An 18,879-nucleotide genomic window follows, 5' to 3' on the forward strand; every position below is an offset into this window, starting at 1 on the left:
CGGACATTCGTTGATTAGAAGTCGCGTGACTGTCACCCTGCGGATATGGAATTTTTTCCCGGATTCACAATCGAGGCACTGGTTCCGGAATCAGCGCATTCGCGCGAGCGCAACGGCTAGACGACTAAAGGACCTTGCACCCACGGGGCGACGAATTCACTGGTGCCAGTGCAGATTAGATTCTTTGTGTATGTCCTGGGCAAACTTATTAGAGGCACGTAGAAAGACAGCAGGTCTGGATCACGAAGCTGGATCGTAATGTGCTGCCGCACCAAGGCCGAAAGCGAGCTTTGCTCCGCAATCAAAGGGAAGGGACTATACCGGGCACAGAACATCGCGATGGCGGCAGCGAGCGCATGAAGGCAGTTCTCCAGCGTCGCCAGGGGGAAATATGTAGCACGATCATGCTTTGTTTTGTTATACGCGTCATACCAAGGCAAAGTCGCCGTCGGACTGGTAGACGACCAACCGTGGAATGGCCGAAGTGGTGGTAGCCCATCGAAAAGTGCGAACGCGATCTCGTACTCAGCGAGGTGCAACGGGCCAAGTAACCGCACGTAGTGATTTGTTGTTAATCGGCCTGTGGAGTGCCCTGCAAGCGCAAGATAGCGCCCCCAACTGTCTTCAACCTCGGTACACGCGAGGATCAACAACTCACGAGTCTTATGACCGTATGACTTGAGGCCAGTCGGCGATGGCTCAATAAACAGTAGTATCTCATCGAGCTTCTCGACGAGTATCCGCAAAGCCTGCTCGGCAGTACGCTGTTCGTACTGGCTTGTCTGCAGCGCCTGATGTATCTCCGTTGTCGTGAACAGCCCCGGTCGCCAAACACCTGCTATTACTTCTCCAACTTCGCGCTGCATCAGGGATGGATTCGCGGAGCCAAATGCCTTCTTTGCCCAGTCCTCAACCGGGACACCTGCAACACCTTGGCTTGCGGTCAGGCCCGTAGAAATCGTGTATAGCGAATCGCCCTTTCCGTAGATGTGGATGTTGTAACCGGCGTTTGCATAGGCATAGCCTCGGGGCTGGTCCTTGTGAACCGTTGATACCCAGCCGGGAAGCGTTGTCGTCGTGTTTTCGTAGGTGATGGCCCGCATATCTTCGTGTAGGTCAGTCCGACTTCGAAATCCAATTTGGTCGTATTACATTGCGCGGATGCTCCGTGAGCAGCATATAGTAACCATCTCAACCCAGGTGAACGGTAGGCAGGTCCGGTACGGGTAGCTCGTCGAGCAGATCGTTAATGAAACGGTCGCTAATTGACGTGGAACCAACGTTTGAGGAATTTCGCTCACAGAAAGGCAAACGGCAGGAGTTAGCCGATTTCCATCGTCCACGGAAGCCGGTTTGCACCCCTGAGCGGCCTCTTGCTCGCCATCAAACAGATCCCCCTACTAGTGATTCCCTGGCATGCACAGAGCACACTGAGGCTTTCGTGACTCCATGGCTGACTTCGTCGCCCGTATTGATCGACTTGAATAGAAGGAGGATTTGTGAGCGATGTCTTTTCCGTAGACTGGTCGACGGTACCCACCCCCATCGACGACGGATCGACTCAACACCTGCCGGGTAAACCGCTTCCGCATGTGGCACTGATATCGACCGACGGTAATGTTGTCGATCTTTCGCGCTTGAGTGGCCGTACGGTCATCTACGCATTTCCTCGCATGCACCACCCCGATCAGCCCATCACCGAGGGATGGTTCACGATTCCAGGCGCACCGGGCTGCACGCCTCAATCTTGCGCGTTTCGAGACCACGCGAAAGAACTGGCGGCTGCCGGCGCCGCGCACATCTTCGGCTTGTCGACGCAACACACATCCGATCAGCGTGAAGGGGTAAAGCGCCTGCACTTGCCCTTTCCCCTGTTGTCCGATCACGATCGAGCCTTCACAAACGCACTCTCGCTTCCCACGTTCGAAGCGGGCGGCATGCTGCTGCCCAAGCGCCTCACATTGATCGTCAGGAATGGCGTGATAGAGCACGTGTTCTATCCTGTTTTTCCGCCAGACAAGAATGCCGAAGACGTCTTGAAATGGCTGGAACAACGACGTAACTGACTTATCTCTCGCGCTGGCAACTGCATTCCCGTCTGCCGGAGATCCCTGCCGATTATGAAACGGTCGCTCTCGCGATCCTATGGCCGATTGCCGCAGGGGCGACGTCCACCACGCTATCGCTGCCGTATTCCAAAGCTCTGGTCAGCAAACAGCCCCTCGGCCATGAAGTCAATGAACACGCGTAGTTTCGGCGCCAGGTGCTTGCTGGAAGGCCAAAGCAGGCGGAAGGTGCCTTGGTGTTCGACATGTTTGTCCAGAACGGTGGTGAGTTCTCCCTGCTCCAGAGCGCTGCGCACCATGAAATCGGGCAGGCAAGCGATACCCAGGCCATCCTTGGCAACATCCAGCAGTGCCTCGGAGGTATTGCAGACCATGGTGGCCGGAAGCGCCACGTCCGGCTGCGCATCCGTGCGCTTCAGCGGCCAGGCTTCAAGCTTGCCGGTACTGGGGAACTTGTGCTGCAGACAAGAGTGGGCGGCGAGATCGGCGGGAATCAGCGGCCTGCCATGGCGGGACAGGTAATCGGGCGACGCGACCAGTACCAGCCGATATGTCCCGAGCGGACGGGACATCAGACGCGAGTCCGTCGGCTCGCCGGTCCGCACGACGGCATCGAATCCTTCCTCGATGACATCCACCAGCCGATCCGAGAAATCCACATCCAGCTCAATGGCCGGGTAGCGATGCATGAAGGCGGTCAGGACGGGCATGATCAATCTGAACACCAAAGGCAGGCTGATGCGCAGTCGCCCCTGTGGGGCCTGACGTGTTTCCGACAGTTCCAACTCGGCCGCCTCGAGTTCGGACAAGACGCGCCGGCAGCGCTCCAGAAACAGAGTGCCTTCAGCTGTCAGCGTAATGCTGCGCGTGCTGCGGTGAAACAGACGGACGCCCAGACGCTCTTCAAGTCGGGCGACGCTCTTTCCGACTGCCGAGGACGAGACACCAAGATTGCGCCCAGCCTCTGAAAAGCTGCGGGTTTCCGCTGCCTGCACGAAGAACGCAATACCGTTGAGCGATTCCATATCACGTCAATTCAAGAATATTTGTCCGATATGTTCTGAACATTAGCATTATTGTCTCGTGCTCACCCGCAGCTTAAGGTGATCGCCTGCTCTGCACGCGCGGTGGTGCGCATGCAATCGGCGCTCTGAACAGGTGAGTCATGACAATTTCGACAGGAACAGGAATTCTCGGCAACGGTGGCGAAGCCCTCGAAGGATCTCAAGGTCCGGACCGGTTTCCCATTGCATCCCTATTGGCCCTGGCCTTGGCAGGATTCGTCACCATCCTGACCGAAGCGCTGCCAGCCGGCTTGCTGCGGCAGATCGGCGCGGAGCTGGCAGTTTCGCAATCGCTGGCAGGCCAGCTGGTCACCCTCTATGCGATGGGTTCCCTGCTCGCCGCCATTCCATTGATTGCCACCACGCAGGGGGTACGGCGCAGGCCCTTGTTGCTTGCCGCCATCGCGGGCTTTGCCATCGCCAACATGGTCACGACGTTTTCCACGAGTTTTGCGCTGACGATGGTGGCCCGGCTCCTGGCCGGCGTGTCGGCGGGGCTGCTATGGGCGCTGCTGGCGGGGTACGCCGCGCGCATGGTCCCGGAGCACCAGAAGGGGCGCGCCATCGCGATTGCCATGGTAGGGACGCCATTGGCGCTGTCGCTCGGTGTGCCCGCCGGCACCTTTCTCGGCGCGGTCGTGGGATGGCGCGCCTGTTTTGGCATCATGACCCTGTTGGCGCTGGCCCTGATGGTCTGGGTACGGGCCGAGGTGCCGGACTTCCCCGGACAGGCGAGGCGTGAGCGCCTGCCACTCGGACGCGTGCTCACCATGCCAGGCATACGTCCCGTCCTGTTCGCGGTACTGGCATTCGTGCTGGCGCACAACATCCTCTACACCTATATCGCGCCGTTTCTGACGGTTGCCGGGATGGCCGAACGGACGGATCTGGTCCTGCTGATCTTCGGCATCGTCTCGCTGATCGGCATCTGGATCGTCGGTGTCTTGATCGATCGCCATCTGCGTGCACTGACCCTCGCCAGCACGCTGCTGTTCGGTCTTTCCGCGCTCGCACTCGGCGTCTGGGGCGATCATCCCGCCACGATCTATGGCGCTGTCGCCGTGTGGGGACTCGCCTTCGGCGGCGGCGCCACGCTCTTCCAAACCGCACTCGCCAAGGCCGCCGGCGACGCCGCCGACATCGCGCAATCCATGCTCGTTACCGCCTGGAACATGGCGATCGCGGGTGGCGGATTCATTGGCGGGCTGCTGCTCGACAAGGCAGGCGTCGGCGCCTTCGCCCCGGCCATGCTTTTCCTGCTAGCCCTGTCCTTTGTCGTGGTCTGCGCCGCGCGCCGAAATGGGTTTCCTGCCACCCCTTCCCGCTGATCCGACTCCCTCAACGCTCTGGAGCTTCCCGTGCCCCACGCTTTGGCCAATGGCCTCCCATTTCCCTCCATCCCGCCGCTTTACGGCCTGACCGAGCGCGTCGATGCCGTCATTGACACTGCCATTGCGCAACAGCGCGTGGTGGGCGCCGCCGTCCTTATCGCCAAGGATGGTGAGACGATCTATTCCCGTGCCGCCGGGTACGCCGACCGCGAAGCCGGTCGCCCGCTGGCGCCGCACACGCTGTTCCGTCTGTCATCCGTGTCGAAGGTCTATGTATCGGTCGCGACAATGGTGCTGATCGAGCACGAGCGGCTCAGCCTCGATGCGCCAGTCACGAGATGGCTGCCCGATTTTCGGCCGGCATCGCCAGCCGTCGACTTCCCCGACATCACCATCCGCCACTTGCTCAGCCATACCGCGGGTCTGGGCTATGGCTTTCTCGAACCTGCGGACGGGCCATATCACCGCGCCGGCGTATCCGACGGGATGGACATCGCCGAGCTATCGCTGGAAGAGAATGTCCGGCGCATCGGCACCGTGCCGCTGCTGTTCGCGCCGGGCACCGCCTGGACCTACTCGCTCGCGACGGATGTGCTCGGACTCGTGATCGAACGGGCGTCTGGCATGCCACTGGCCGAAGCGATCCAAGCGTTGGTGACGGGGCCGTTGGGTCTGGCGGACACCGGCTTTGCCGTCGCCGATCCCAGACGCCTCGCGGCAGGGTATGTCAACGAGGGCGACGCGTCCCGTCGCATGACCGACTTCGAAGTGATTCCACTGCCCTTCATTGAAGGCGCGGACGGGATGCGCATGTCGCTGGCGCGGGCTTTCGAAGATCGGGTCTTCGCCTCGGGAGGCGCAGGCATGATCGGCTCGGCCGAGGATCTGCTCGCCCTTCTGGAAACGCTGCGCAAGGGCGGCGCACCGCTGCTGTCGGCGGCTCAGGTCAAGGCGATGGCGACGGACCAGACGCCGGGCATGGATCTCCTGCCGTGGCCAGGCCGCGGTTTCGGCCTCGGCTTCACGGTGCTGCGCGATCCGGTCGCCGCCAACTCGCCCGAACCGATGGGGACGTGGCGTCTGGGCGGCGCCTATGGACATTCATGGTTCGTCGACCGTACCAACGAACTGACCGTCGTCGCTTTCACCAATGCGGGTCTGGAAGGACAGTCGCCCGGCGGGCGATTCCCCGATGAGCTTGCCAAAGCCATATATGGGAGAGCAGGCGGGATGCGGTGAAAGCTTCGTCAATTCCGCGATTCGACGAGCGCGGACAAGATCGAGGATCCTGACAATCGGACAAGTGCATGGAAAGAGAACACCACTTGGACGACAGTACTCACGACGCAGATAAACGACTCAACGCCGCGGAGTTGTCGCCGACAAACACTGCACGATAGCTTCGACGGCCTGCTCGACCGATAGCTTCGCGGTATCAATGACGAGGTGCGCAGACTCCCATGGCTCATATTGACGTTTAAGCACGCTCGACCATGTGGGTAACTGAAAATCGGGAATGTCGGCCTTTCGCTCTTCAACCCTCTGCCGGTGGATCGCGACGTCCGAGCAAATCAATTCGATCTCGAGAATCTCCACCCCTGCGTCAACCGCCACGTTTCTCCAATCATTGCGCGTAACGTGCAACGCATTGACCGAGTCCGCGACAACCGTCGCCCCGAGTCGTAAGTTATCGCCGGCAACCGCATACGCAGCCAGATATCCGGCAGGCCCGATCTCTGCCTTGCCGCTTTCGCACATCTTGATTGCGTGTTCGAACGTATCTATGCGCAGATATACGGCAGCAAGCTTGCGGGCAAGCATTTGCGCTACCGTCGTCTTTCCAGTGCCAGGCAGTCCGCCAAAAACAATCAACACTTTCGATGCTCCATGTTCCGTGGATGCAGCGTCACGTCTGCCGAAATAGCCGCGCATGCGATTTGTCCGCGCGCTTTTTCCGGCCGTCAAGCCGTAACGTCTCGTTGGTGTCGATGGCATGAAGCAGCGTTGCGACCACGCGTCGACTCTCACTGAGGTTGTGCAGTTGGACGTCGAGCTTTTCGACTTCACGCCGCAACGCGGCACGCGCTTCGGCGCAGGGGTGGAAAACAGGCTTGGTGCCGAGGACGCAAGGCAGCAACAGGCGGATACTGCGGATCTTCAATCCCGCCGAACTGAGCACACGGATGCGATGTGCCGCATCGACATCGTCCGGACCGTAATCGCGGTAGCCCGTATTCGTCCGCTTCGGTGTCAGCAAGCCTTCCTGCTCGTAATAACGCAACATCCGCTCACTAACGCCGGTGCGGCGAGCCAATTCCCCGATACGCATGACATCTCCCGAACGATTCGCTTGACTTTGACAGCACTGTCAGAGTTTAGCCTTTTTCGAGCAACGGGATTGCCCGCTGTTCAATTCGCAATTCGTAAAGAGTAAAGGGACTTGTTCATGGCGCCATCCAATGACACGTTTGACGGAACGTTTCCGTTTGCGCCGCGTTTCACCAACGCGGCAGGATTTCGCATGCACTACGTCGATGAAGGGCCGACTTCAGGGGAAGTCATTCTGTGTCTGCACGGCGAACCGACCTGGAGCTATCTGTTTCGCAATCTTATCGGCGCCCTCTCGAGCCACTACCGCGTGATTGCCCCCGATCACATGGGTTTCGGCAAAAGCGAAACGCCGACGGATCGCACGTACTGGTTGCAGGATCACATCGACAACATCGAGAAATTTGTGCTCGCCCTCGGCTTGAACGACATCACACTCGTCATGCACGACTTTGGTGGTCCCGTTGGCATGGGACTCGCTGCGCGGCATCCTGGCCGAATTCGCCGAATCATCAGCACGAATGGCCCGACACCGTTCGGTCAGGAAACGCTGTTCGATCGCCTCGATGCGAATGCCTCCGTCTCGCCATGGTTTCAATGGATCGCTCGTGCCGCGAAGCAAGGCCGCCTCAAGCCGGTGCTGGACGAATTGGGTTTCAATATCCTGAGCACATTGAAGCTCAATGGCTTCGAGAACCATGCGTGCATCGACGATACCTGGCTGCGCGCCTACGGCTCACGTTTTTCTGTACCGGCCGACAGCGCCGGCGCCATCGGCTGGGCTCACGGGTTCGCGATCGGGGCGCATCGTTTCGAAGTTCCGAACGCTGCCGCGCTCGATGCCATTCGGTCGAAACCGGCACTTGCCATCTGGGGCGAAGCCGACCGAACCCTGGCGGCAGAGCACTTCCTGCCGCTGTTCAGCGAACTGTTCTCGCAGCCACAGATCCACCGACTCGCTGGCGTCGGCCATTACTGCCTTGAAGATGCGCCGCAGAAAATCGCCGACCTGATCGGGACCTTCCTGAAAGGACAGTAGGTTTCGTGCCGAGATTCCCCGGCATTCCACAATGAACCCCAAAAAAGCCAATCCGGCCTGGCACACCGAGCACTGAGCGATTTATAGAAGTGCAAATGGCGAGACTATGCGACAGTCAATCCTCATCGCAAGAATTTCCATCATGTGAGGCCATGAATCGAGCTTCCAACACTGGCGCCACGCACTATCAGCCCCAGCGACTACCTCAACGTCGGCGCGGCCTCGACGGAATGCACATCCGCCTACTGCGTCAGTTGCCAATGTGCGCGTGGTGCGTCATGCCGATGAGTGCCCCGACATGCGGCCGAGCTTGGCCCAACGACTGCTTTCTTTCGCAACCCTCGAAGTCCCCTCGAACAGCGGAGCGGAAAAGGATCGGTGGAAGCTAAAGTGACCAAGATAAATTATCCTGCAGTCCTTAGTAACAGGGTGGGTGCATTTTGGGCTGACCGAAACCTCGAGGCGCGGAAATTGGAGCTGCGTCACAAGGAGCGCACCGGCACGTCGCACGATTCCACGGCGCCCACGATGGCGAAAAGCGTGGCATTCGTTCAGGCGGCCCATCACTCGCCCGACAATTCAGTCGGAATGACTCGGCTGCCGAATCCTCGCGCGCTTGCCCTCCTCACCTTGCTATCCGTGTTGCCGGGCGGTGGATTTGCAGCCTGGGCGAGCGCGGATTCCAATCCACATTCGGCTTCCATCGCCGGCGGCACCGTACCAACTAATGTGTCGTTGCCCGTACTGTCGCAGGGCATCGACATCGTCTTGAATGCTCCGGCTCACGGAGAACTTTCGGCAGCACCCATTTCGTTGCCCACAGGTCCCGCGAGTGAGGCTGTCTCATCATCCTCGCAGGCAAGGAGCAGACGCGCGGCGGACGCCAAGCCTCAGTCGGTGGTGGTACCTCTGACCCATGTTCATAGCCGTCAGGAGTTGGCCAGACGAGCGCTGCTTCTGGCGGAGCTGGATCCGGACAAAACCTACTCCGTCCGGGACGTCTTCCCAACGGGCTCCGAGGTGCCGGGAGACGCGGATGTCGAGCACTCGATGAGCCTGCTGGATATCTACGTCGAGCACGGAAAGGTCAAATTTCCTGCATTGGCCCGTCATGTGAAGGATGCGCCGAACCTGGACAAATTGCCCGATCTGGACAAGTATTTTGACGTGGAATTCGAACGGGCGATGAAAGTCCAGGCGATAGACATAACAGAAGCAATCCAGCGCCACATTGACACATCTGGCATCGATTCCTCGTCAACGCCCGCGAGAGTATTTTCTGTCAGCTATGAGCGTCAGGCTTGGATGCCGCTTGGCCACCACAAGTCGCCTTATCGCTATGCGATCGACGGAAAATATGGCTATATCCTTGATGTTGTTCAGGGTAGCCGACACCGAGTGTATGCCGTTTCCATCTCGGATAATGAGCTGACCATCGATGAGGTACGGGACAAATCCTGGCTCACCAATAATCAGAAAAAGTTCTTCGGCCGTTCCGAAAATTGGCCCGCCGTTCTAAGCTCGCCAATCAGCTATCCACGGACGACTGATGCCACCAAGGCTATTGCAGAAAAGCTCGTCGACGTAACGAAAAGCGAGCAAAGAGAGGAGGCATTCAGATCAACCGAAATGGAAAAGTATGTCGACGAGTACCGTATGGAGCTCGCAATGATCGCCGCAGATCTAGTGCCAGCGAGTTCTGGAGTCAAAAAAGGCATCAAAGCCGCTTCCAAAATCATCGGGGCGGGTCCAGCAGCTTCGAGAGGCGTGTCCCACAGAGCCGCGGCGGCTGTCAACTCGTTGAAGAAAGCGACCGTTATCAGAAATGCCGCGCCCAAAATGGTTGGCAGTGGCGTGGCTGGCAGGGTTTATCAGGTCAATGCAAATAAGCTGATCAAAGTTTACAGCAACCCGATCGGTATAAAGAACGGCGCACTTTACCGGTCAAGCCTGGACCGCGCTAAAAATAGTGTGGAGGCATTCACGCGGCTCTATGGCAAGGACGCCGCGAAAGTGACGATAAAAGACGGCCTTTATCCAACGCAGCCGCTCGTGGTTTTGCAAATGAAGAAAATACCTGGGAAATCGCTGGAGTCGATATTAAAGAGCGGCAACCGGGAACTCATCGAGGAAGTCCGGCAACAATTCCGGGATAGAACTGTGGCAAAGCGGTTGATAGACAGGTTGACGTCGAAGGGGATCGTTCATCACGATATCAACCTTGGAAATATCCTCTACGACCGAAGGACGGGGCAGTTCAACCTGATTGATTTTGACAGTGCTACCTTCGATCATCTAACCGATTCACTATCTGCGGATATGTTAAGGAAGCTCGAGTTTGACTTTGAGGAGTTCGCGCAGCGAGGCTGACCGGAGGGTAACCCCTGCTCAGATTCCGAGCCATTTTCCGGGAGTTGACTGATGCGCAAGTTTGCAGATTTCGGTCATATAGGTGTAACGACCCGCATTTCAAACGGGCCAGACTTGCTGTCGACGCGATTTTCAACCAACATTAATTGCAACTGACGGAACGGGCGAACCGGGATTAGTTGCAACCGAACCGGCATGCAACCGCGTCAACCTGCATTGCATCCTCGCGTGCGGAGATTCGCTGAAACCATCCGCTGTGGTGAGCAAATCTCCATCGAGCTGCAAAACGGATCGTTTCACGACGAGTGCTTGAACTTGCACTGGTTCCAGGCCGAGGCCAAATAGCATTGATTTGCTTTCCGAGGAGAAGTCGCCATGGGAATCGTTTTCATTGTCGCCTGGGTTGCTGAAATGGCGGCGGCGGCTGCCATTTCCATTGAAGTCACGAATTTGCTCAGGGGATTATTCGGCTGAACCGCCCCGGGTTTAGTGGAGGCCCCAATCAGAGGCGTACGGGAAAGGTATGCGCACAAAGAAAAAGCCCTGACAAGTCAGGGCTTTTGAATTTTGGAGGCGGGAGTCGGAATCGAACCAGCATACACGGCTTTGCAGGCCGCTGCATATAATTAATTATCAAACACTTACAAAAGCAACCACCCATAAAACCACCTCGCAGTATGGACATTGGGCGGCCACCGGCGACTGTGATTCAACTCGAAGCATACGCTTCCGGAACCGCAAAGCAGTTAACATCGGCGCTGACTGGCACACGCTGGCATTGCACTGGCCAATGGGGCCAGGGACTGGAATCCGACACTCACAATAATCAACCATATGTGAACTTCAGGTGCACAAATGGCGCACATTGAACTCGGAAGCCCTACGCGGCGGCACTACTACACCGACCTATCCGTTCAAAGGGGGCAAGCCCGCTAAGCTGGCCATTTTCTGCAAGTGCAGAAAGCGACGTTGTGCGAACCTACGTCACGGTCCGAATTTCCCTCATACGAAACCACGATGAAAACGTTCAGCGTCGGAGCAAACCCCAGCCATCAAATGATGACGTCGACGCAGCTTCCGCAGAATGCACACGCGGTTGCCCCGTGGGGAGATAATTTGCGATTTGTGCGTAGGGCCGCCGGGCCATCCGGCATGCCATGGAGCCAGGATGGGGAGCCAGTACGTTATGAAGCCTCGGCCCCGGCTCGACAGGCGCTTCAGGCCATGCAGAGAATATGCAGCACCTCGTCGAATTCGGTCCAGCAACCGTCGTCGCCCGCCTCCCTACAAACCAGCCGACAGGCACCGCAGGGCGTGGAGATGCCTGGTATGTCGTCGATTTTGAGTCGACAAACACGGAGCCCCAAGCCAGATGAGCTCGCACAAATAATTCAGGAATTGGAGCGCGATTGTCCGCCCGCGTCGGACCAACCTCCACCTCGCCCCGAAAACCCGGAGAGCATTCGGCCCCCGATTGAGGGCACGTATCAGCCCGATATGCCGTCGATTTGGGGTCTACAAACACGGAGCCCCAAGCCAGGTGAGCTCGCACAAATAATTCAGGAATTGGACCCCGCTTACCAGCCCACGTCGGACCAACTTCCACCTCGCCCCGAAGAGGGCACGTATGAGCCCGGTATGCCGTCGATTTGGGGTCTACAAACACGGAGCCCCAAGCCCCACGAACTCGCACAAATAATGCAGGAATTGGACCGCGATTGCCAGCCCACGTCGGACCAACCCCCACCCCGCCCCGCCTCCCCGGATATCCTTCGGCACGCGCTTCAGGGCACGTATAAGCCGGGTATGCTGCCGAACTCTGGCCACCGACCATCTGCCCTCGCAACACTAGAAACTTCGAAAAGCGAAGCGCAAAAGCATTCGGCACCACAGGACGCGAGCAGTGTAATGGATGGTACTTCGATGCCGCCGCCCGCCAAAATCGCTCGGGAATCGCGAACTGCCGCGAGCGTGAAGAAGATACACGCCCAGATGGAGGCCCTCGGCAAAGACGCCGGCAAAGCATGGTTCGAGAAAGAGGGCGGGGTCAGAGGTCTCGCCAGGAAGTACGGTATCAAGCCTACAAACTTGAAGAACTACGTTCTTAAAAACGGCGACCTGACAGCGGATGGCAAGGACATCGTCAAGGGGGCCAGCAAAGAGAAGGTCACTAAGGAAAAACTACTACAGTGCGAGCACCTACTCTTAGCGGGAGAGTGGCCGGAGGATGGGGTCCGAGGTCTGGCCAAGAAGTTGAATGTCAAGTACGACGACCTGAGAAAACCGCTAAAAAACTATTTCTCGGCCAAGGGTCTTTCGATGCCGCCGCCGGCCAAAATCGCTCGGGAATCGCCAAATACCGCGGCCGTGAAGGAGATACACGCCCAGATGAAGGCCCTCGGCGAACACGGCGGCAAAGCATGGTTCCAGGCCGAGGGCGGGTGCAAAGGTCTCGCCAGGAAGTACGGTATCAAGCCTAAAACCTTGGGGAGGTACTTTCTTGAAAACGGCGACCTGAGCTCGAATGGCAACGACGTAGTCTACGGGGACAGCAAAAATCCGGTCACTATCGACATACTGCGAAAGTGCGAGCAGCTACGCTCAGAGGGAAAGTGGCCGAAGGGTGGGGTCACAGAGGTGGCCGAGACGTTCAATGTCAGGTCCGACTTACTGAAAAACTATTTCAAGGCCAATGGTACCCTGAGGAAACGTCTCGGCGAAAGACGGCTCAAAGCGATCAAAGAGGGGACATCGCTCGAGCAGCGAAAAGCTCAACGGCTCGCGCAACAAAAAGGTCATTCACAAGTCGGCTAGTGAGAACTCGTGGCTAGCACAATGCGTAATTACCTTATGCAGACGGCAGCCGGAAATGTCGCGCTGGGACACGGTTACGCAAGACACGCCCCTTCGCGCGAGGGCTGTCTGTGTACACGCTCACAAATATCTCGCCGGGCGTACGTGTGCCGTGCCGTGAGCGAGCGCCGACACCAATCCTACGATGGCCAGGCAGCGACTGTACGCGTATGCGGCAGCGCACAGTCCACCGGTGCACACAGATATTGCACTAACCAATGGGGCCGGGGACCAGAATCCGACACTCACAATAATCAACCACCTGTGAACTTCAGGTGCACAAGTGGCGCACATTGAACTCGGAAGCCCTATGCGGCGGCACTAAACCGACCTATCCGTTCAAAGGGGGCAAGCCGGCTAAGCCAGCCATTTTCTGCAAGTGCAGAAAGCGACGTTGTGCGAACCTACGCCACGGTCCGAATTTCCCTCATACGAAACCATGATGCAAACGTTCAGCGTCGGAGCAAGTCGCCCCGGCCATCAAATGATGACGTCGACGGAGCTTCCGCAGAATGCACACGCGGTTGCCCCGTGGGATGTTAATTTGCGATCTGTGAGTAGGGCCCCTAGGCCATCCGGCATGCCATGGAGCCAGGATTTGGAGCCAGTACGTTATGAAGCCTCGGCCCCGGCTCGACAGGCGCTTCAGGCCATGCAGGGAATATGCAGCACGTCGTCGAATTCGGTCCAGCAACCGTCGTCGCCCGCCTCCCTACAAACCAGCCGACAGGCACCGCAGGGCACAGAGATGTTCGATATGTCATCGATTTGGGATCTACAAACACGGAGCCCCGAGCTAGATGAGCTTGTACAAACAGTGCTGGAATTGGAACGCGATTATCCGCCCACGTCGGACCAATCCCCACCCCGCCCCGAAAACCCGGAGAGCATTCGGCCCCCGATTGCGAGCACGTATGAGCCCGGTATGCCGTCGATGTGGGGTCTACAAGCACAGAACCCCGAGCCAAATGAGTTCGCACAAATGACGCGGGAGCCGGAGCGCGATTGCCAGCCCACGTCGGACCAACCACCACCCCGCCCCGAAACCCCGGAGGGCATTCGGCACGCGATTCAGAGCGCGTATCAACCCGGTATGCCGTTGATGCGGGATTCACAACCACTGGAACCCACGCCCCACGAACTCGCACAAATAATGCAGGAATTGGAGCGCGATTGTCAGCCCACGTCGGACCAACCCCCACCCAGCCCCGAAAATCCGGAGAGTATTCGGCACCCGATTGAGGGCACGTATCAGCCCGGTATGCCGTCGATGTCGGGTCTACAACCACAGAGCTCCGAGCCAGATAAGCTCGCACAACTGGTTCGGGAGCTGGGGCTCGATTGTCAGCCCACGTCGGACCACCCCCCACCCCACCCCGAAACCTCAGAGATCATTCAGCCCCCGATTGAGGGCACGTATGAGCCGAGTATGCTACCGAACTCTGGCCACCGACCGTCTGCTCTCGCAACACCGGAAACATCGAAACGCGAAGCGCAAAAGCGTTCGGCGCCACAGGACGCGAGCAGCATAACGGATGGTACTTCGATACCGCCGCCGGCCAAAATCGCTCCGGAATCGCGAACTGCCAAAATCGTGAAGGAGATACACGCCCAGGTAGAAGCCCACGGTGAAGCATGGTTCAAGAACGAGGGCGGGTGCAAAGGTCTCGCCACGAAGTACGATATCCCGTATAAGACCTTGAAGACCAACTACTTTTTTAAAAACGGAGCGCTGAGACCGCTTGGCGACGACATCGTCAACGGGGCCAGCAAAAAGCCGGTCACTGACGACATACTGCGAGAGTGCGAGCAGCTACGCTCAGAGGGAAAGTGGCCGAAGGGTGGGGTCGCAGAGGTGGCCAAGATGTTGAATGTCAAGTATGGCTCACTGGGAACCTTTTACAAGGCCGACGGTACCCCGCGCCCTCCCCGCAAAACGGCGCCACAGGACGCAAGATCCGCTCGGCGACCGCGAATTACCGCGTTCGTGAAGGAGATACACGCCCAGATGGAGGCGCTCGGCGAAGACGGCGGCAAAGCATGGTTCCAGGCCGAGGGCGGGTGCAAAGGTCTCGCCAAGAAGTACGGTATCAAGCCTAAAACCTTGAGGTACTACTTTCTTGAAAACGGCGACCTGACCTCGAATGGCAACGACATAGTCAACGCGGCCAGCAAAAGGCCGCTCACTGTCAAAGCAATGCTAGAGTGCGAGCGACTACACTCAGAGGGAAAGTGGCCGAAGGGTGGGCTCAAAATGGTGGCCAAGATGCTTAATGTCAGGTTCGACTCACTGAAAAACTATTTCTTGGCCGACGGTACCCCGACGACCCCTCTCGGCGAAGCACGGCTCAAATCGATCAGAGAGGGGATATCGGTCGCGCAGCGAGAAGTTCAATGACTCGCGCAGCGAAAAAGTCATTCACAAGTCGGCTAGTGAGAACTCATGGCTAGCACAATGCATAATTACCTTATGCAGACGGCAGCCTGAAATGTCGCGTTGAGACACGGCTACGCAGGACACGCCCCTTCGCGCGAGAGCAGTCTGTGTACACAATCACAAATATCTCGCCGGGTGTGCGTGTGCCGTGAGCAGGAGCCGACACCATGCTACGATGGCCACGCCGCGACTGTACGCGCGTGCCGCAGCGCACAGTCCACCAGTGCACCCAGGAGATCCTGCTGAACCCATACTAGCCACACGTCGTAATCCGGTTCGACTGGCTCGTCGGGGATCGTACAGTCCGCAGCGAGGCTACTGTCGAGCTGCGGCTTGCTTGGCAGCGGCAACGGCTTCGGAGAGACTGCGCACCCAACCAGCATCAGGACGGCAATCAGCAGGGAGAGGCTTGTCTTTCGCATAGCTTTTCAAGTCCTTCGAGATTTGTGAGAGGCGACCGAGAATGGCGGCACTCTCCGAGTTGTAAGCCTCTGCCGCCACTTTCACGCGGCTGGCGCCCTCAGCCATGTCGGCGAGCGCGGACTCGGCGGACCTATCCGTGATTTCGTGGGCGGGGCATATCATGAGGGGTAAAAGCCATGGATATGCCGATGAAGAAGAAAAGACAAACCGTAGCGCGTCAGGCAGCGGCCCGAGGGCCGCTGCCTGAACTTCCCGAGGAACTGCTGGACCAGTTGGTCAAGGGGCCGATGACGCCGACCGAGGTCCAGGATCTGATGCTGGCGTTCAACAAGGCGATCATCGAACGCGCAATGGGCGCCGAGATGAATCTGCATCTAGGCTACCCGTCGGGCCAGTCCAAGCCGGCCGGGCAAGCCAACGAACGCAACGGTGCCAGCGGCAAGACGGTAATCACTGATCGCGGTCCAGTTCGAGTCGAAGTCCCCCGCGATCGTGACGGCAGCTTCGAACCAATCCTGATCCCAAAGCATGAGCGCCGCTTCACTGGCTTCGACGAACGCATCATTGCGATGTACGCGCGCGGCATGAGCGTGCGCGAGATTCAAGGGTTTCTGGCCGAGCACTACGGCACCGAGGTGTCGCCCGACTTCATCAGTTCGGTCACCGACGAGGTGATGGCCGAGGCGCTGAGCTGGCAGAATCGCCCACTCGAGGCGATGTATCCGGTCGTGTTCTTCGACGCGCTGAGGGTCAAGATCCGCGACGACGGCGTGGTCAGCAACAAGGCCGTCTATCTGGCCTTGGGCATTCAGGCCGACGGCCAGCGTGACGTGCTGGGCCTCTGGATCGAGCAAACCGAGGGCGCCAAGTTCTGGCTCAAGGTGTTCAACGAACTGAAGACGCGCGGTTGCCAGGACATCCTGATCGCCGTGGTCGATGGTCTGAAGGGGCTCACCGAGGCGATCGGCGCGGCCTATCCCAAGACGACTGTCCAGACCTGCATCGTGCATCTGATCCGCAACAGCCTTGAGTACGCCGGCTACAAGGACCGTAAGGTGCTCGCCGCCGCGCTACGCCCGATCTACGCCGCCGCCAGCGAAGAGGCGGCAAGGCAGGCGCTGCAAGACTTCGCCGATGGACCCTGGGGCGCAAAGTACCCGACGATCGTGCAGTCGTGGCAACGCGCGTGGGAGCACGTCGTGCCGTTCTACGTGTTTCCGCCGGAGATTCGACGGGTCGTGTACACCACGAACGCCATAGAAAGTTTAAACATGCAGTTGCGCAAGATCATCAAGACCCGCGGTCACTTCCCGAATGACGAGGCCGCAGTCAAACTGCTCTGGCTGGCGCTGCGCAACGTACTGGCCAAGACCGTGCGGTCCGCCTTCGACTGGAAATCAGCAATGAACCAGTTTGCAATCCTGTTCGGTGAACGATTCACGCAGGCGCGCGGATAACCCGCTGTTCAACCGCCTCGCCCACAAAAGTGCGGACAGGTTCGACTCGGCCGCCTCGGCCCTATCGTCCGCACGTGCCTGCTTAGCCTCCGCAACAGCGGCACTCATCCGCCAACCGTTCACCACCCACCCGCCAGCGAACCCGGCAAGCAACACCAGCGCAGCGCATGCGAGCACTGCGCCGACCTTCGGCACAACATCCCTTCACACCTCCTTTGCGCATGAGCGCGAAGCCCTCGCGGGCAACAAAAAACCGCGCATCGGCGGCTCCGGGGTTTCTCCAATAGACGGCCTAGTCCGCTTACCGGGGAGGCGTAGGCACAACGAGATTCACGCTCTTGGTCTTCTTCTTACCGTGGCCGACCTTCGCCTTACCCTTGTTGCCCGCGTTGAGATCGAAGGCGAGCGGATGCCGCCAACTTTGCGGCCTCGGCGCTGCCGAACGCATGGCGCTCGGTGTGCACCGCCGCAAACGATGCCCGGTCGGGAAACGACACCTCGTAATGCCCGACGTCGGAACGGGCCAGCGTTATCGCTGGCAATGGCTTGCCGCTCGCACTCTTGCCAGCTCCGCGAGGGGTCACGATGAGCTTGCCCGCCTTCACCGTCGCCGTCGCACCGTGCATGCGTGCCAACCTCGTGATGAAGTGCAAATCGCTTTCGCCAAACTGGTCGGCCCTGGGCACGACAGCATCTACGCTGCACGCTGCCGCCCACTCGTTACGCCGGGCGACGTCGCCCACACCCATGAACAAGCCCTACATCATTCCCGGCCCGACCGCGATCAACGCGCAGGCATGATCAGTCTGACGAGCACGATCAGCTACGACCCGATGGCAGCACGCCCCACGACACTGCTGCTGATTGGCAAATACGTAGTCCATCGCAAGCCCCTCCTCCACACGCGGATGACGGCTTACATGATCATGTTCGAGGGCACGGTCGTCGGTACGCAGGTGTCCATGAGATCCGAGAGGGTGTGCGAGCTGGCCGTGTTGGCCGAGGTGAACTCGACCGGCACAATACCCGCATCGAGCGGCGCTTCGAGGCGGCGTACATACTCGTCGCCTTCGGCCTCGCTATGGAACGAGAGATAAATTGGCTTAATGAGCAAGCCCTTGCGCTTTACAACGTACTCCCACATTACCCCGAAATCTTTTTGTCGCCACCCCTAACTCGCGTACACGGCAAATAGTCCTGTATTCCGGGTGGCAAGACGCCTCATCCCGGGTGGCAGAGACGGTTTTATCCCACTTTTGGCGGGTTTTCGCGGAGATGAAACGGGGAGCAGATAAAGAAAAAGCACTGTAAATACAGTGCTTTAGATGGAGGCGGGAGTCGGAATCGAACCGGCGTACACGGCTTTGCAGGCCGCTGCATGACCACTCTGCCATCCCGCCATCGGGATATGCCTTGTAACCACTCGCTGTTTCCATCGAGGGCGCCCTTCGGATCGATCGCCGTGGGCTCTTCGGCAAATAAAAAGGGAAGCCAGGCTTCCCCTCTGGATT

Annotated in this window: 13 protein-coding genes, 1 tRNA gene and 1 pseudogene; 8 read left to right on the forward strand and 7 right to left on the reverse strand. The window is 58.7% G+C overall.

Annotated features, from left to right (window positions below; genetic code table 11):
- Window positions 1-116 precede the first annotated feature (116 nt).
- On the reverse strand, window positions 117-1,103 hold the full coding sequence (locus tag RO07_RS20825) for a hypothetical protein (RefSeq protein WP_039405432.1): 987 nt from the start codon (window positions 1,101-1,103) through the stop codon (window positions 117-119).
- Window positions 1,104-1,499: 396 nt separating this feature from the next.
- Here RO07_RS20825 and RO07_RS20830 point away from each other — a divergent pair, with 396 nt between their 5' ends.
- Entirely contained in the window at window positions 1,500-2,066 is a 567-nt protein-coding gene (locus RO07_RS20830) for a peroxiredoxin (protein ID WP_039405434.1), read from the forward strand.
- Between the two features lie 113 nt (window positions 2,067-2,179).
- On the opposite strand, the gene RO07_RS20835 is transcribed toward RO07_RS20830, so the two are convergent.
- On the reverse strand, window positions 2,180-3,091 hold the full coding sequence (locus RO07_RS20835; RefSeq protein ID WP_039405437.1) for a LysR family transcriptional regulator: 912 nt from the start codon (window positions 3,089-3,091) through the stop codon (window positions 2,180-2,182).
- A gap of 146 nt (window positions 3,092-3,237) precedes the next feature.
- On the opposite strand from RO07_RS20835, the gene RO07_RS20840 reads away from it, so the two are divergent.
- Both RO07_RS20840 and RO07_RS20845 read left to right on the forward strand, forming a co-directional pair.
- A complete protein-coding gene (locus RO07_RS20840; RefSeq protein WP_418303728.1) occupies window positions 3,238-4,458 on the forward strand; it encodes an MFS transporter in 1,221 nt (406 codons plus the stop codon).
- Window positions 4,459-4,488: 30 nt separating this feature from the next.
- Window positions 4,489-5,700: a serine hydrolase domain-containing protein gene (locus tag RO07_RS20845; protein ID WP_237171311.1), complete on the forward strand. Its 1,212-nt coding sequence runs from the start codon at window positions 4,489-4,491 to the stop codon at window positions 5,698-5,700.
- Window positions 5,701-5,820: 120 nt separating this feature from the next.
- Here RO07_RS20845 and RO07_RS20850 read toward each other — a convergent pair whose 3' ends face one another.
- Both RO07_RS20850 and RO07_RS20855 read right to left on the reverse strand, forming a co-directional pair.
- Window positions 5,821-6,393: a P-loop nucleotide/nucleoside kinase family protein gene (locus RO07_RS20850; protein WP_237171312.1), complete on the reverse strand. Its 573-nt coding sequence runs from the start codon at window positions 6,391-6,393 to the stop codon at window positions 5,821-5,823.
- A complete protein-coding gene (locus RO07_RS20855) occupies window positions 6,368-6,790 on the reverse strand; it encodes a MerR family transcriptional regulator (RefSeq protein ID WP_052266765.1) in 423 nt (140 codons plus the stop codon). Before RO07_RS20855 ends, RO07_RS20850 begins: the two co-directional genes overlap by 26 nt.
- 117 nt (window positions 6,791-6,907) lie before the next feature.
- Between RO07_RS20855 and RO07_RS20860 the strand changes: the two genes are divergently transcribed.
- The 5 genes from RO07_RS20860 (at window position 6,908) to RO07_RS20885 (ending at window position 17,368) form a co-directional block, all read left to right on the forward strand.
- Window positions 6,908-7,828, forward strand: coding sequence for an alpha/beta fold hydrolase (locus RO07_RS20860; RefSeq protein ID WP_039405442.1), 921 nt, complete (start codon window positions 6,908-6,910; stop codon window positions 7,826-7,828).
- A gap of 378 nt (window positions 7,829-8,206) precedes the next feature.
- Window positions 8,207-10,198, forward strand: a complete 1,992-nt coding sequence (locus RO07_RS20865; protein WP_115089048.1) for an OspG family effector kinase — start codon at window positions 8,207-8,209, stop codon at window positions 10,196-10,198.
- Between the two features lie 1,908 nt (window positions 10,199-12,106).
- Window positions 12,107-13,012: a hypothetical protein gene (locus RO07_RS20870; protein WP_039405446.1), complete on the forward strand. Its 906-nt coding sequence runs from the start codon at window positions 12,107-12,109 to the stop codon at window positions 13,010-13,012.
- A gap of 1,633 nt (window positions 13,013-14,645) precedes the next feature.
- Window positions 14,646-15,449: a hypothetical protein gene (locus RO07_RS20875; protein WP_039405449.1), complete on the forward strand. Its 804-nt coding sequence runs from the start codon at window positions 14,646-14,648 to the stop codon at window positions 15,447-15,449.
- 644 nt (window positions 15,450-16,093) lie between these two features.
- Window positions 16,094-17,368 (forward strand): IS256 family transposase, encoded by a 1,275-nt coding sequence (locus RO07_RS20885; RefSeq protein ID WP_397558746.1) that lies wholly within the window; start codon window positions 16,094-16,096, stop codon window positions 17,366-17,368.
- A gap of 301 nt (window positions 17,369-17,669) precedes the next feature.
- On the opposite strand, the pseudogene RO07_RS20890 reads toward RO07_RS20885, so the two are convergent.
- From RO07_RS20890 to RO07_RS20900, 3 genes and pseudogenes are all read right to left on the reverse strand, one after another.
- Window positions 17,670-18,111, reverse strand: a pseudogene (locus tag RO07_RS20890) (late control protein); the annotation flags it as partial.
- A gap of 173 nt (window positions 18,112-18,284) precedes the next feature.
- Entirely contained in the window at window positions 18,285-18,482 is a 198-nt protein-coding gene (locus RO07_RS26395) for a hypothetical protein (protein WP_174556329.1), read from the reverse strand.
- 212 nt (window positions 18,483-18,694) lie between these two features.
- Window positions 18,695-18,768, reverse strand: a tRNA-Cys gene (locus RO07_RS20900).
- Window positions 18,769-18,879 lie beyond the last annotated feature (111 nt).

This window comes from Pandoraea pulmonicola (genome assembly GCF_000815105.2).
Classification (GTDB): domain Bacteria; phylum Pseudomonadota; class Gammaproteobacteria; order Burkholderiales; family Burkholderiaceae; genus Pandoraea; species Pandoraea pulmonicola.

What these genes read in the sequence shown, in the direction of transcription:
- RO07_RS20855 (WP_052266765.1), bottom strand. Translation starts at nt 6,790, where the DNA reads ATGCGTATCGGGGAATTGGCTCGCCGCACCGGCGTTAGTGAGCGGATG.
- RO07_RS20860 (WP_039405442.1), top strand. Translation starts at nt 6,908, where the DNA reads ATGGCGCCATCCAATGACACGTTTGACGGAACGTTTCCGTTTGCGCCG.
- RO07_RS20835 (WP_039405437.1), bottom strand. Translation starts at nt 3,091, where the DNA reads ATGGAATCGCTCAACGGTATTGCGTTCTTCGTGCAGGCAGCGGAAACC.
- RO07_RS20870 (WP_039405446.1), top strand. Translation starts at nt 12,107, where the DNA reads ATGGATGGTACTTCGATGCCGCCGCCCGCCAAAATCGCTCGGGAATCG.
- RO07_RS20825 (WP_039405432.1), bottom strand. Translation starts at nt 1,103, where the DNA reads ATGCGGGCCATCACCTACGAAAACACGACGACAACGCTTCCCGGCTGG.
- RO07_RS20885 (WP_397558746.1), top strand. Translation starts at nt 16,094, where the DNA reads ATGCCGATGAAGAAGAAAAGACAAACCGTAGCGCGTCAGGCAGCGGCC.
- RO07_RS20850 (WP_237171312.1), bottom strand. Translation starts at nt 6,393, where the DNA reads ATGCGCGGCTATTTCGGCAGACGTGACGCTGCATCCACGGAACATGGA.